The sequence below is a fragment of the Paenarthrobacter sp. UW852 genome, assembly GCF_024608385.1.
Taxonomy (GTDB): Bacteria; Actinomycetota; Actinomycetes; order Actinomycetales; family Micrococcaceae; genus Arthrobacter.
Map to the genome: position 1 here is coordinate 281,394 of NZ_JAMSGY010000007.1, position 14,466 is coordinate 295,859.

Consider the following 14,466-nt stretch of genomic DNA (forward strand, 5'->3'; position numbering starts at 1 on the left):
GCTAGGGTGTGCTGCCTTAGCTAACGGCAGGCGCCGGCTTGCGGAGGAACAACCCCACCACCAGCGCTGTGAGCAGGCACAGTGCCGCATTCACCCAGATGGCCGTGGTGACGCCGCTGAGCACGGCCGGGGCATCGTTGTTCCCGATGGCGAGGATCTGTGCGGTGAAGATCGCGCTCATGATCGGGATACCCATGGTGATGCCGACCTGCTGGCTCATGGTCGCCAACCCGGTGGCAAGGCCTTGCTCGGCGTCAGGCAGGCCGGACGTTGCGGTGACCATGAATCCGACGATAACCACGAGGTTTGCCACGCCCCCAATAAACGTGGCAACCAGCAGCAGTGCGATGGACGCCGGGTCGGCGCTGAGCAGGACCAGGGAACCAGTGGCGATTGCCTGGACGATGAATCCGTAGACGATTGCCTTCTTGTTGCCGATTTTTCCGATGACCTTGGGGCCAAGGACACCACCCAATACGGTTCCGAGACCCAGGACAGCGAAGGCCAAGCCGGCACCGAGCGGGGTGTAGCCGAGGACCTGCTGCAGGTACAGCGTCAACAGGAACACCAAGGACGTTTCGGTGACGAAGGCAAGGATGCCCGCAATGTTTCCCCACGCGACCGTGGAGCGCTTGAGGATTTCCAGTGGTACCAAGGGTGAGGCGGCTTTCCGCTCGACGGCCACGAAAGCAACGAACAAGATCACAGCGGCTGCGAGGCTGCCCAACGTCAGCGGATCAGCCCAGGAGTGTTCTGCGGCGTTCGTTAGACCGAACACCAGGGCCAGAAGGCCGAGTGTCACCGTGATGGCACCCGGTACGTCCAGCCGCAACTTGGTGGTGGGCTTGCTCTCGGCGAGGACAATGGGGGCAATGATGAGCACCGCGATGGCCACCGGAACGTTGATGAAGAACGCCCAGCGCCAGCTGAGCAGGTCGGTCAGCAGGCCGCCGAGGATTGCACCCGTGGTGAACCCGGCAGCCATCAGGGAACCGTTCAGGCCCAGGGCTTTGTCGCGCAAAGGGCCTTCAGGGAAGGACGCCAGCAGCAAGGACAGGGCGGCTGGAACGACGATTGCCGTCGCGATGCCCTGGCCGACGCGGGCGATGAGCAATAGTGCGGGGTCTGCAGCCAGGCCGCCGGCGAGCGAGGCTGCACCCAGCAGGGCCATGCCGATGATGAACATCCGGCGGCGGCCCGCGATGTCCGCGACGCGCCCGAACAAGAGGGTCAACCCGGCGGCGCACAGTGCGAACGCCGTCGCGATCCACTGGAGGTTCTCCAGGCTGAATCCGACGTCGGCACCGATGGCCGGGAGCGCGACGTTGAGGATCGAGAAGTCGACGGCGAGGGTAAAGCTCGCGGCGAGCAGGACGATGAGCGCCAGCCTTTGGCGGCCATTCATCCGTCCCGAAGAGGCAGGCGCCTCGGTTTCCATCAAGGGTGGAACGCCGGGTCCTGTGGTGACATCCGGTTGCGTGGTCATGGGAGTGTTCCTTTTTTGGAGGGGTCGCCGTCCGCGGACGGCATCTTCACAACTCCACATTCACGGAATGCCCGGGGATCAACCACACCCCCTTCTGCCTACCCCTGGCAGTGACAGGACATTGCTGCGCAAGACCGGCAGAATGGGCCCATGAGTAATCCAAGTGAACTTGGGGAGTTCCTTCGCGTCCGAAGAGCTGCCTTACAGCCAGAGGACGTTGGCCTTCTGAATTACGGCATCCGCCGTGTACCCGGCCTCCGCAGGGAAGAGCTGGCCATGCTGGCCGGCGTCAGCAATACGTATTACACACGCTTGGAGCAAGGCCTCAGCAACAACGCCTCCGAAGCGGTCATCGATGCAATCGCCCGGGCTCTTAACCTGAACACCGACGAGCGTGCGCACCTTTTCAATCTCGCCCGGCCAGGGACCACCAAAAGGCGCACCCTGACCAAGCCAGGGAAGGTAAGGCCCGGCATGTTGCGCCTCATCCAGTCGATGTCCAACACACCCGCCGTCGTCCTGGGGCGCCGCAGCGAAGTGCTCGCGTGGAACCGGATCGGTCACAGGCTTGTGGCTGGCCACTTGGATTTCGCCGCGCCGGAGACGCCGTCAACGAGGCCCAACATGACGCGGCTCTTGTTCCTGGACCGCCACACCCGGGAGCTTTACAGCCGATGGGTCGAAGAGGCTACACGTGCAGTGTCCTCGCTGCGACTGGTCGCGGGCCGCGCGGCTGATGACGCGGAACTCGCATCGTTGGTTGGCGAGTTGACCATGAACAGCGACGAGTTCGCCAAACTGTGGGCACGCCACCCCGTTGAGAACTGCATGTCCGGACTGAAGTACATGCATCACCCCGAGGTCGGCGACATTGAGCTCAACTTCGAGGTCCTGACCCCTCCCGACGAATCGGGACACCGGATCCTGATGTATACCGCTGACCCCGGCACGCCTGCGGCCGAGGCCCTGCAATTATTGGCGTCCAGCGATGTCAACGTGGTGGAACCCGCTTGGACCTCGTGAACTACCAACGAGTTGCGACAGCTGGAGCTTAGGACCTCAGCACAGTGGCCGGTGGGAAATCCCACCGGCCACTGTGCTTATTGGATCAAGCCGGACTAGCTTGCGTTGTTGCTCTGTGTCGGCTCGTCTCCACGGATCTTGCCGTGGTTCTTTTTGTCTTTCTTGTCCTTCTTCGGGTCCTCATCGTCAGGAACCACCACGGTTCCGCCCGGGTTGACCAGGACGGTGACGAAGCTCGGCTCGCTGGTTCCGGCGAAGGTCAGGCGGCCAATGTAGGAGCCCGGCTCCAGGTTCTTCCAGTTCAGCGAAATCTGGCCCGTCTTGCCGTTGGCGAGACGGATCGGGTTAGGCGTCACGGTGGCGTTGCCCTGGTTCGCTCCCAGCACGGCGGCATCAACGGTGGCCTTGGTGGCCTGGTTGTTGGGGCTCGCGTAAAGGTTGGCGAAGACGTAGTAGTCGCCCGGCGCGGGGTTGGGAACGGACAGTGACTCGCTGGCGGAGGCTGTCGCTGCCGGCAGCTGCTGGCCCGACGGTGTCAGCACCAGCATGTCGAAGTCCGCGGCGTCGTTGGAAGAGATGACCGAGAACTTGGCCAATGCGCTGCCCTCACCAACGGTCACCTTCTTCACGAAGTTGGATGCGTTGGTCTCACCGGCGAACGGGCCGGGAACCAGTTCCACTGCCGAGGAATCGGCCTTGGACAGTCCATCAATGGTCACTCCCACTGGAAGGTTGGTGCCGGAGGTGATGTTGATGGCTCCAGAGCCGTTGGGACCCGTTCCCGTGAACGCCAGCGCCTTGTCCGCAATGACGGACTGGGGGCGGACTGCGATCGGCGAAGTGACGGTCTTGTTGGCACCCGTCCAGCTCAGCGAACCCATGGCGAACTTGCCCAGGGCCGCGTTGTTGTTCTCGAACTGGACCTTGAAGGTCTTCTTCTCGCCCGGTGCACCGAAGTTCAGCACTGACGGAGTGACCTTGACGTTGACGCCCGGAACGTTGACCGACGCCCGGTAGAGTCCCGGCGTCAGGGCCGTTACGGTGCGGGTGACCTCGATCTTGCCTGCGAGGTTGCCCAGCGCGAACGACGGAACGTTCATGTCGCGCGCTGCGGTGGTGCCGAGCCCTTCCATGCCCAGGTCCATGCCGGTGCCTTGGATGAACTTCAGGTAGTCCTCGGTGGTTGCGTCGTAGACGAGGCCGGGGCTGAGGACCTTCGCGGGATCAACCTGGCCGGCGCCGGTGGCGAAGACGTCCTTGTTGACGGCGCCGTTGGCCAGCTTGACCGGTCCAGCGGTGGTCATCATGGCGGACTTGACCGCGGCCGGGGACCACTTCGGGTTCTTGCCCAGGATCAGTGCGCCGAAGCCGGCAACGTGCGGGGAGGCCATGGACGTTCCGGACATGAAGCCGAAGTTGTCCCCGCCGGTTCCGATCGGCGAAACGCCTGCAAGCACGGCGACGCCGGGAGCGGAGACGTCAGGCTTCAGCAGGTCCGAGTCGGTGGCGAGCAGCGGACCGCGGGAAGAGAAGCCGGCGATCTGGGGCTGGGCTTCGGCAGGCAAGCCCGTGGTATCGCGGTTGACCAGGGACACGGTGATGGCCGGGTCGGCGGTGACCTTGTCCTTGATGGCCTGCGTTGCGGGCCGGTTCACGTGGACAGTGGGGACCGCGTGCTTGTCGGTGTCCAGCGAGGAATCGGTCAGGTTCACCAGGATCATGCCGACGCCACCGCCGCGCAGTACTTCTGCGCTCTTGGCGGTCCGGTCAACCACGCCGCGGTCACAGACAACAACTTTGCCGGCAACCTTGGCCGGGTCCAGCGACCCGGGAGCACACAGCGCTGCATTGCCCTGGCCGCTTGCGGCGTTGGTGGAAAGCACGACGCCGGCACCGGTCACCTCACGGTTCATGATGCTCGCTCCGCGGAATTTGCTGCCGTCGGAGAATTGGATCGTGCCCTGCAGCTCCTGGGAGAAGGAGGTGGCAGCAACCGTGGTCAGCCAGGGAGCGCCGTGGTTCACCGTGCTGGCAGTGGGACCGGAGTTACCGGCGGAAGCGGCGACGAAAATGCCGGCCGAAGCGGCGGACAGGAACGCCAGCGAGACAGGATCCGTGGTGCTGGTGGTGGAACCTGAGATGGAGTAGTTGAGTACGTCCACGCCGTCCAGGATGGCTTGCTCGATCGCATCAACGGATGCGGAGCCGTAGCAGCCGCCGGTGGCGGGGTCAGTGTCTTCCCAGCAGACCTTGTAGATGGAGAGCTTGGCAGCGGGCGCGATGCCGCTGGTGGTTCCGAAGCTGCGGCCGTCCACCACTGCGTCTACGTTGCCGTTACCTGCAGCTGTGCTTGCCGTGTGGGTGCCGTGGCTGGCAACGTCCACTGCGGAGATGACTTCTTCCGGGGCCCGGTTTTCCGGCGCCACGGTGTCAAGGAAGGCGTCTGCGAAGTAGTGGGTGCTGAGGACCTTGGAGTTGCAGGCGCTGCCATCGTAGTCAGCGCCCGTGCCCGTTCCGGGCTGGCACTCACCGACGAATGTGTCACCGTCGGCCTTGAGCATGGCGATCTTGCCGTCTGCGGTGCGGTAGGGAACGCCCACCTGGGGGTTGCCTACCAGCGGGCCTACCGGCTCGCCTGCGAAGAAGGGGTTGGACGGGGTGTAGCCGGTGTCGATCACGCCAACGACAGTTCCCTTACCGGCGTTTTCCTGCCCGCCGTACTGGGTGGCCCAGGTTCCGTTGGGGCCACTGAGCTTGAGGAAGTCGCTGGTTGAGTAGTCAGGTGCGTACTGCGTGTCTGGTGCAACCATAAGGACTTTGGGGTCCTTGGCAAGGTTGATGGCCTGGTCGGCGGTGAGGTTCGCGCTGAAACCGTTGACGGCAGTAGTGAACTCCCGCTTGATGTTCACGTTTTCCTGCTTGGCGACTTCCTGCTGCTTCTGCTGGAGGTGGGATTGGTATTCCTTTACCTCTGCGCTGTCGGCGTCGAGCTTTTTGCCTTCCTCCGGTTTGGTGGGCGCAAGGCCCGCCGTGCCGCCGTCGTAAGTGGCCGCAGGCTTTTCGGCGAGGACCACCATGTAACGGCCGTCCTTATAGGCGCTGGGGTCAAGGTTCTTCTTGGCCACGCCTGCAACATTCCCGGGCGTCTCCGGGGCGGGAGCGGCCTGGGCCGGCATCGCCACCGACGAGAGCAGCAACGGCAGTCCGACGGCGAGCGCCGCGGCCTTCCGGAGGCTCCCGCTTCTGGCGAAGCTCTTTCCTTGTGGTTTCACGTGTGATTGCACCTTTCACTGAGGAGGCCCGGGCTCCATCGCCGGGGCCTGTCACCTATGAGTTGGTTGAACCTTTGACAGTTCTTGTCAAACACGCGCAACCAGTCGAGTCACAGAGTACCTAGTGATAGGCGAATATGACATACAGCACATTTCGGGAAATTTGTCTTGTCACGCAAGAGTTAATCCGTCACACAACAAACACAACGGACTGCAGGAATCTCCTGCAGTCCGTTGCCTGAGCCTGTCGGGGAACGTCAGCCCTTGGGTGTGACCTGCAGCCGGTCAAAAGAAACTTGGACGCCGTGCTTGTTCAGGACCACCACGTCGTCCCGCCCGTTCTGCACATCCGAGGGCAGGATGAACTCAACGGTGTTGTCCGTCGTGGGAAAGATCCAACCAACCCGGTAGCTCTTCTTGTTGAGGTAGACGTAATACCAGTCCCCATATTCGAGGCCCTTCAGCACAACCTTCTGGCCAGTGCGGTATTTGTCCGCCGTGCCCAAATCGGTCGGCGGCGCACCCAGCTCCTGGACCTTGAGTTCGGGAGTGCTCTCAGGCTTTGCCGGCTGAACCTTCAGCTCGAGGGGATCACCCGATGCCGACGTTGCCGCTTCCAGGGCTCCGTTGCGGGCCGTCGCCTCAAAAGAGATCGCGCCCAGGCTGCCGGCAGCGAGGTCCGCCGCCGTCAGCACATGCTCACGGGTGGCGGTCACGGACTCACCGGCAGCAAGGGCGGCTGCAGAGATACCGGCGTCGGGTGCTTCCAATCCGGTCACGGCGACATTGCCCGCGTTGCCCACCGTGTAGGTGTACGTAACGGGATCGCCGGCACTGGCAAACCTGTCACCATCTGCGTCTTCCCACGTGGCGGAAACGGTTGCTTCAAGCTTGGGCTCACGCACCGTAAGATCCACTTCGCCGCCGTCCACTGTGATGGTTTTGGTGCTTTGGCCTGCGGAACTGACCTCCCAGGTAGTCTTCGGAACGAAGAATCCCTGTTCGGCTTCTTCAGCGGTTACGGTGTGCCTTGGGGTGGTGCATTGGTAGCTCTGCCCGGCCGGCAGGACACTGTAGCGGCAGTTGCCTGGCCCTTCCGGAAGGAATGGGCTGAAGTTGCCAGCAGTCGGAACTACCTTCTCAACCAGCGGACTGGTGTTCTTCACTGAGAACGTATAGGGAACCAAGTCACCTGCAGCATATGGCTGCGTGGCAAGGTCACGTCCGACGTCGGCACGCGCCCCGCTGATGTCTGCCGTTAGCAGTCCATCGCGCAAGGCGACGGCAGCGCCGGTGAATGGAACAGTCTTTGTGAGGGACGGCGTTGAACTTGCGGTGATGCTGAAGCTGGCTTGCGGCACGAAGAAGCCCCGCTCAACGTCGGCTGCCGTAATGATGTGTTTGGCAGTGGTGCAGCTGTAGCTCGCGCCGGCAGCCAGGTTGTTATAGCGGCAGTTAGGGGCCGACGGCGGCAGGAAGCCGGAGTCGAATGTCCCGGAAAGGGGTACCGAGTTGGCCGTGACGTTCGCTGTGCTCTTGACGTTGAAGGTGTAGCTGAGGGCTTCGCCTACCTGGTAAGGGTTGGCGACGACATCGCGTGTTGGCGCGGTCCCGGTGATGGTCAGGCCGACTTGCGGGGCCACCGGCACGGTGGCGGCGAAGGTGAACTGCGAAACCCGGCCATCCGTCGTCGTGAAGGCAGCATTCAGGTCCTGCGGGCCGCTCGCGTTGGCGGGCGCGGTGAGGGCTACATTGACGGTGGCTGATGCCCCCGGTTGCAGGGAAGGAACAGGCACCGTGGTGGCCGACCAGCCGCTGGGGGTGTAGACCGTAGCCGTCGCACCGGACAGCGTGGTGGCTTCCTGGTTGGTGACGGTCACTGGAACTTGCTGGGTGGTCCCCGAAGCGGTGGTGACGGCAGGAACTGACAACGGAGCGCAGGCATAGTTCAACCACGCGTCGTCGAACTTAGCGAACGGCATGTTGTCCGTGTAGTTGCCTTCGTAGAGGACTCCGAACGCGCCCGCGGCCATCCGGGTGACAGTGGAGTAAGCCGAGAATCCGGAACGGATGGTGCGGACGCCCGGCCAGGTGGCGCCGTCGTCGCAGGAGACGCGCGCGGAGACATTTTCGCGGCCGGTCTTGGAGTTGGCGTTGGTGAAGATCAGCTTCCTGGCATCGGCCGAACCCTGTGCGGCGTCCGGGAACATGCGCGCGATGGCGCCGTTGTTGGCCGGGTCCGGGAGTTCAGTGTCCTGCGTGACGGGACCGTACGTTGCCCCGCCGTCCGTGGAGATGGCCACCTTGCGGTACCCCTGGTTAGCGTTATCGCGGGAGTTCAGGAGTACGCGGCCGTCGGAGAGTTCAACGGTTTTGTTTTCGTCCATCCGGTCGCCGGTGTTGGCGCCTTTCTTCCACGTAGCCCCGTGGTCATCGGAGTAGACCGAGTAGGCCTGGATTTTGTTGGTTCCGTCAGCCTGGCGGACGTCTCCGGCATATTGCTGGATCAAGCGGCCTTTGTACTGGCCATATTTGAGCTGGATGCCTTCGCCGGAGGATGCGAAGTTGGACCGCACATCGCCTGCCGCGGGGCTGGTCTTGCTGGCTCCGGGCTTGGTGACACTGGTGATGAGCCGCGGCTGGCTCCAGTTGAGGCCGCCGTCGGAGGATTCGATGACGGCGGATGAAATGACGTTCCGGTCGTTGTCATCGTTTCCGAACTGGCTTCCACCGAAACCTTGGTCTTTGGAGTACACGAAGAATGCGAAGACTTTGCCGGTCTCGGCGTCGTAGACATACGAGGGGTCGCTGTATCCGTATTTGGGACCGCTGGAGTCGGCAACATGTCCGGCGGCAATGGTCGTGACGGGCCCCCACGTTTGCCCGCCATCGGTGCTGCGGCGCTGCACTATCGAGTTCGGATTCGGAGCATCCGTGGCCGATCCGGGGCGACCATCCCACGCGGCAAGGACCACGTTGTTGCCCAGGTACGTCAGGGCGGGGATCCGGTAGAAGAAGTTGGCGGCCGTGCGGTCCGCGCCGAGGTTGGCCTCGGCGAAGGTGCCTGGGGCGGCTGTGGGGTTCGCCGGTGGGATGGGTGCGGCGGTGGCGGGTAGGGCCAGCCCGGCCAGAAGGCCCAGGCTCAGCATGCCGGTAACTGCGATATGGGCGGGCGATGGTGATCTCAAATCGAGGTCCTTTCGAGTGGATGCTACGTGCTACGTCGAACGTCCTACCACCATAGGGTGTTCTGGGTCACATAGCCAGCATTAAGGTGGATTCGGTGCTCCGGGGAGGCCAGGCGGTAGCCTCGAGAAAGAACCACCCACCCCCATGACCTTGGAGTTGCCGTGAAGATCCTTGCCCCGGACACCATCGAACTGGACCTCACCGAGCTCACCGATGCCGGGGACGAGGTAGCCACCTACGCCGTGGACCAGCCCATTCCCGGCGATCACCGCGATGCCGAGGTCCTCATTGCGTGGCGCAACACCGCGGAAAACCTGGCGGACGCAGCCCACGGAATGCCAAACCTCAAGCTGGTCCAGACACTGGCCGCCGGGCCCGATTCCGTTCTGGCGGCCGGGTTCGCCCAGCACGTGGCCATCACCTCCGGCCGCTCGCTGCACGACGGTCCCGTCGCCGAGCACGCGCTGGCGCTGGTTCTTGCAGCGGTCCGGCGCCTGGACGTCCTGCAGGAGGCCCAACGGAACACCACCTGGAACACGGAGTTCAACGCCGCGCAGTCCGATCCCGCGACCGAACAGCTTTACACGCTCGACGGCGCCAGCGTCACCATCTGGGGCTTCGGATCGATCGCCGGACGGCTCGCTCCCCTGCTGGCCGCCCTGGGTGCGAAGGTCACAGGCGTGGCCAACTCCAAAGGTGAGCGCTACGGCTTCCCGGTGGTCTCAACAGAGGAACTCCCCCACGTCCTGGGCACCACCGACGTGCTGATCTCCATCCTTCCCGCCACCCCCGACACCACCGATGCCCTGAACGACGACATCCTCCGGCACCTTCCCGCCAGGGCCGTTTTCGTCAATGTGGGCCGCGGCGCCACCGTCGACGAAGACGCACTGCTGGCCGCCCTGCAGGAGGGACGGCTCCGTGTGGCAGCCTTGGACGTCACCAAGCAGGAGCCACTCCCGGCGTGGTCGGAGCTGTGGGCTGCGCCGAACCTGATCATCACCCCGCACGTGGCTGGCAACCGCCCCAAGGGCTCATCCCAACTGGTCGTTGGCAATGTCACTGCACTCAAGGAAGGCCGTCCATTGACGAACCAGGTAGCCGGCCAGGAGCACGAAGCGGCCACGTAAAAACGCGCCTGACCTCCGCTGAGGTCAGGCGCGCATTCGCGGTAACGGTCAGGCGTGCTCGTAGGTCAGGCAGTCAGCCGCTTCACGGCCGGGCCCTACTCTTACGTCGCGTGCCTCGCACATGAGGTTGTTGTTGTGGACGCACTCGGACCGCTGGCACGCACCCACATGGGCAAGGACCTTGGGAAGGCCGCCCATCGCATTGGTGTCGATGAACGTGGCGCAGGAGGCGTGATCCTGGGTGCCACCAATGGTGATTCCAAATGCGGTGCAGCCGTCGTGGTTGAAGCCACAGCTGCCCACGCTACAGGCGGATACTTCGGCAATGTGTTCGGTCATTGTTCCTCCTGGCTGGATCCTGAATGGTACGGGGGCGAACCCGCGTGTACCTCCAAGCTACGCCGGAATCACATGGTTGAACCCGAATCATTAGCGCATTTGTGCGTGCGCTATTAGCCGGCTAATTGCGGGGTGTCCGCAGTGCTTCGCTGATCTTTGCCCGCGTTTCCTGGTCCAGCGGTGCCGTGAGGTGCCGCTCCCGCGCAGCCCTGTCGGACAGGATCTTTTGGATGACCATCCGGCCAAGCCCGGCAAAAACGGCCGCAGCCACAACCCCCAGCACCATCGATTTCGGTTTCTCAGCCATGCGGCAATCCTAGTGACGCAGGTCACCCACGGCCAGCGCCGCCGCCGAACCCTGGCAGCGGCGGCCGCCGGGCTTGGCAGCGGCGACCGTCGGGGCTTGGCGGTGCCGCCGTCGGGCCCTCAAACGGGGCATTTTCCGCCGTGACGGCGGGGGGTCCTCGCGGAAACGGGCTGAATAGGGTATGTGCGCTGCTCCCGGTAGAATAGGTGTGCAAGCTCGCGGAGCGCCCCCCATGCCGTTCAAACATTGCAGTTCACAACCGTGTTTAACCCTGTGTTCTAGACGCTGTTTGGATGCGGCTGAACGGCGTGAGACGGCACCTCCGCGGCAGCCTTATTTAAGGTTCACCCAACTCACCGCACAGGAGTTACCGGATGCCCCGGATCGTCGTTGACGTCATGCCCAAGCCCGAGATTCTGGACCCCCAGGGGAAGGCCATTGTGGGTGCCCTGCCCCGCCTCGGCTTCAACAGCTTCAGCGCAGTCCGCCAAGGCAAGCGCTTCGAACTGACGGTCGACGGCGAGGTGACCGACGCTATCCTGGCCCAGGCCCGCGAAGCTGCCGAGACCCTCCTGTCCAACCCGGTGATCGAGGACGTCGTCAACGTCGAGGTCGTCGAGGCCTGATATGACGTCGATCCCCCTGATTGGCGAGGCTGTAGCCGTCGCCGCCGAGCCCAGGCTCGCAGGCGCCAAGGTTGGCGTCGTCACCTTCCCCGGCACCCTGGATGACCGCGACGCCGCTCGCGCAGTACGGCTCGCCGGCGCCACGGCGGTTCCGCTCTGGCACGCCGACTCCGAACTGGGTGACGTTGACGCTGTCATCATCCCCGGCGGATTCTCCTACGGCGACTACCTCCGTGCAGGCGCCATCTCGCGTTTCGCGCCGCTGATGACCAAGATCATCGATGCTGCCAACTCCGAGGCGAAGCTTCCGGTTTTGGGTATCTGCAACGGTTTCCAGATCCTCACCGAGTCGCACCTGCTGCCCGGTTCGATGATCAAGAACGACCACCTGAAGTTCATTTGCCGCGACCAGACGCTGCGCGTGGAAAACGCCAACACTGCGTGGACCGTGGATTACACCGATGGCCAGGAAATCATCGTGCCGTTGAAGAACCAGGACGGCCAGTACATCGCGGACGAGAAGACCTTGGACGCCCTTGAGGCTGAGGGCCGTGTGGTGTTCCGCTACGTGGGCTTCAACCCGAATGGCTCGCGCCGCGACATCGCCGGCATCTCCAACGCCGCGGGCAACGTGGTGGGCCTCATGCCGCACCCCGAGCACGCTGTTGAAGCCGGTTTCGGACCCGAGGCTGGTTTGTCCGGCTCCGCCGGCGCTCCCCGCGACACCGACGGCCTCGGATTCTTCACCTCCGTACTGACCAAGATTGTGGGAGGCGACAAGTGACCACGGAAACCACCAAGAAGTTCAACATCGACACCGTTGAGCACGCTGCCAAGACCCCGGACACGGAACTTCCGTGGTCCGAACTGGGCTTGAAGCAGAACGAATTCGACGAGATCGTCAAGGTCCTTGGCCGTCGCCCCACCGGCGCCGAGCTGGCCATGTACTCCGTCATGTGGAGCGAGCACTGCTCCTACAAATCCTCCAAGAACCACCTTCGCCAGTTCGGCGAAAAGGTCACCGAGGAAATGAAGAAGGACATGCTGGTGGGCATCGGCGAAAACGCCGGCGTCACCAACCTTGGGGACGGCTGGGCCGTGACCTTCAAGATCGAGTCCCACAACTCGCCGTCGTTCGTTGAGCCGTACCAGGGTGCCGCAACCGGCATCGGCGGTATTGTCCGCGACATCATCTCCATGGGCGCCCGCCCGGTCGCCGTGATGGACCCGCTTCGTTTCGGCGCGATCGACCACCCGGACACCGCGCGCGTCATGCACGGTGCCGTTGCCGGCATCGGCGGCTACGGCAACTGCCTGGGCCTGCCGAACATCGGCGGCGAAATGGTGTTCGACTCCGTCTACCAGGGCAACCCGCTGGTGAACGCACTGGCCGTGGGCGTCATGCGGCATGAGGACATCCGCCTGGCCAACGCCTCCGGCAAGGGCAACAAGGTTGTCCTTTTCGGTGCCCGCACGGGTGGCGACGGCATCGGCGGCGCGTCGGTGCTCGCCTCCGAGTCCTTCGACGACACCAAGCCCTCCAAGCGTCCCGCCGTCCAGGTGGGCGACCCCTTCGCTGAGAAGGTGCTCATCGAATGCTGCCTCGAGCTTTTCAAGGGCTCACTGGTTGAAGGCATCCAGGACCTGGGCGCCGCAGGCATTTCCTGCGCCACGTCCGAGCTCGCTTCCAACGGCGACGGCGGCATGGAAGTTGAACTGACCTCCGTCCTGCTCCGCGATCCCACGCTGACCCCGGGCGAGATCCTGATGTCCGAGTCGCAGGAACGCATGATGGCCGTGGTCACCCCGGAAAACATCGAAGCGTTCGAAGCTGTGATGGACAAGTGGGCCGTGGAGTACTCCTGGTTGGGTGAGGTCACCGACACCGGTCGCCTCATCATCACCTGGGAAGGCGAAGTAATCGTCGACGTCGATCCCCGCACCGTTGCGCACGACGGCCCGGTCTACGACCGTCCGTTCGCCCGCCCGGAGTGGCAGGACTCGGTCCAGGCCAACACCTTCACCGGCTCCGTCGAGGACGCCGGCCGCCCGTCGGCTCCGTCCGAGCTGGCTGCAGCCGTCACCGAGCTCATCGCATCGCCGAACATGTGCAGCAAGTCCTGGATCACCAAGCAGTACGACCGCTACGTCGGCGGCAACACTGCCATGGCGTTCCCGGACGATGCCGGCGTGGTCCGCGTTGACGAGGAAACCGGCCTGGGCGTTGCCCTGGCTACCGACGCCAACGGCCGCTACACCTACCTTGAGCCGTACCAGGGTGCACAGCTGGCATTGGCCGAGGCCTACCGCAACGTTGCTACCTCCGGCGCCGTTCCGATGGCCGTCAGCGACTGCCTGAACTTCGGTTCCCCCGAGGACCCGGACGTCATGTGGCAGCTCGCAGAAGCCATCCGTGGCCTCTCCGACGCCTGCATGGAGCTCGGCATCCCCGTCACCGGTGGCAACGTCTCGCTCTACAACCAGACCGGCACCACGCCCATCCACCCCTCCCCTGTGGTGGCTGTCCTGGGCAAGCTCGACGACGTCGCCCGCCGCACGCCGTCGGGCTGGCGCGAGGACGGCCAGGCCATCTACCTGTTGGGCACCACCGCAGCAGAGCTGGATGGTTCGGAATGGTCCAACCTGCGCGGACACCTCGGTGGCCTGCCGCCGAAGGTCGATCTTGCTGCCGAGCGTGAATTGGGCCAGATCCTGATCAACGCGTCCCGCGACGGCATGGTTGACGCTGCCCACGACCTCTCCGAGGGAGGCCTCGCGGCTGCCCTGGTTGAGTCCTCGCTGCGCTACGGTGTTGGCGCCCGCATTGCCCTTGAGGAACTGATGGAGCGTGACGGCGTGGACCTGTTCACGGCCCTCTTCTCCGAATCCCAAGCCCGCGCTATCGTCTCGGTGCCGCGTTCGGAGGAAGTCCGCTTCAAGGACATGTGCACGGCCCGCGGCTTCGCCCACATCCGGATCGGCGTCGTTGACGCTGCCGGTGGAAAGCTGGAGATCAACGGGGTGGACGAGCTCTCCCTGGACGCCCTCAGCGAAGCACACGAAGGTACGCTGCCGAAGTACTTCGGCTAAGACC

The 14,466-nt window shown here is 63.9% G+C and carries 10 protein-coding genes; 5 read left to right on the forward strand and 5 right to left on the reverse strand.

Annotated elements, in window-relative coordinates:
* Positions 1 to 16 precede the first annotated feature (16 nt).
* Positions 17 to 1,405: an MFS transporter gene (locus NEK97_RS14360; RefSeq protein ID WP_257370541.1), complete on the reverse strand. Its 1,389-nt coding sequence runs from the start codon at positions 1,403 to 1,405 to the stop codon at positions 17 to 19.
* A 231-nt stretch (positions 1,406 to 1,636) separates the two neighbouring features.
* Between NEK97_RS14360 and NEK97_RS14365 the strand changes: the two genes are divergently transcribed.
* On the forward strand, positions 1,637 to 2,509 hold the full coding sequence (locus NEK97_RS14365) for a helix-turn-helix transcriptional regulator (RefSeq protein ID WP_257370520.1): 873 nt from the start codon (positions 1,637 to 1,639) through the stop codon (positions 2,507 to 2,509).
* Positions 2,510 to 2,604: 95 nt separating this feature from the next.
* Here NEK97_RS14365 and NEK97_RS14370 read toward each other — a convergent pair whose 3' ends face one another.
* Together NEK97_RS14370 and NEK97_RS14375 are read right to left on the reverse strand one after the other, a co-directional pair.
* On the reverse strand, positions 2,605 to 5,685 hold the full coding sequence (locus NEK97_RS14370; protein ID WP_257370542.1) for a S8 family serine peptidase: 3,081 nt from the start codon (positions 5,683 to 5,685) through the stop codon (positions 2,605 to 2,607).
* 353 nt (positions 5,686 to 6,038) lie between these two features.
* The gene (locus NEK97_RS14375; protein ID WP_257370543.1) at positions 6,039 to 8,930 is read right to left on the reverse strand and encodes an exo-alpha-sialidase; all 2,892 of its coding nucleotides are present in this window, start codon (positions 8,928 to 8,930) and stop codon (positions 6,039 to 6,041) included.
* Positions 8,931 to 9,131: 201 nt separating this feature from the next.
* Here NEK97_RS14375 and NEK97_RS14380 point away from each other — a divergent pair, with 201 nt between their 5' ends.
* Complete coding sequence (locus NEK97_RS14380) at positions 9,132 to 10,100, forward strand: NAD(P)-dependent oxidoreductase (protein WP_257370521.1); 969 nt, start codon at positions 9,132 to 9,134, stop codon at positions 10,098 to 10,100.
* A gap of 48 nt (positions 10,101 to 10,148) precedes the next feature.
* Here NEK97_RS14380 and NEK97_RS14385 read toward each other — a convergent pair whose 3' ends face one another.
* Both NEK97_RS14385 and NEK97_RS14390 read right to left on the reverse strand, forming a co-directional pair.
* Positions 10,149 to 10,439, reverse strand: coding sequence for a DUF1540 domain-containing protein (locus tag NEK97_RS14385; protein ID WP_257370522.1), 291 nt, complete (start codon positions 10,437 to 10,439; stop codon positions 10,149 to 10,151).
* Positions 10,440 to 10,560: 121 nt separating this feature from the next.
* Positions 10,561 to 10,746 carry a hypothetical protein gene (locus NEK97_RS14390; protein ID WP_235521253.1) on the reverse strand — a complete coding sequence of 62 codons (186 nt, stop codon included), beginning with the start codon at positions 10,744 to 10,746 and terminating at the stop codon, positions 10,561 to 10,563.
* Between the two features lie 374 nt (positions 10,747 to 11,120).
* Here NEK97_RS14390 and purS point away from each other — a divergent pair, with 374 nt between their 5' ends.
* Genes purS through purL form a run of 3 tightly spaced genes read left to right on the forward strand, consistent with a single transcriptional unit; the run spans position 11,121 to position 14,462 of the window.
* Positions 11,121 to 11,372: a phosphoribosylformylglycinamidine synthase subunit PurS gene (gene purS / locus NEK97_RS14395; RefSeq protein ID WP_011773385.1), complete on the forward strand. Its 252-nt coding sequence runs from the start codon at positions 11,121 to 11,123 to the stop codon at positions 11,370 to 11,372.
* 1 nt (position 11,373) lies between these two features.
* Positions 11,374 to 12,156, forward strand: coding sequence for a phosphoribosylformylglycinamidine synthase subunit PurQ (purQ, locus tag NEK97_RS14400; RefSeq protein ID WP_257370523.1), 783 nt, complete (start codon positions 11,374 to 11,376; stop codon positions 12,154 to 12,156).
* Positions 12,153 to 14,462, forward strand: a complete 2,310-nt coding sequence (gene purL, locus NEK97_RS14405; RefSeq protein WP_257370524.1) for a phosphoribosylformylglycinamidine synthase subunit PurL — start codon at positions 12,153 to 12,155, stop codon at positions 14,460 to 14,462. Before purQ ends, purL begins: the two co-directional genes overlap by 4 nt.
* The last annotated feature ends 4 nt before the right edge of the window (positions 14,463 to 14,466 follow it).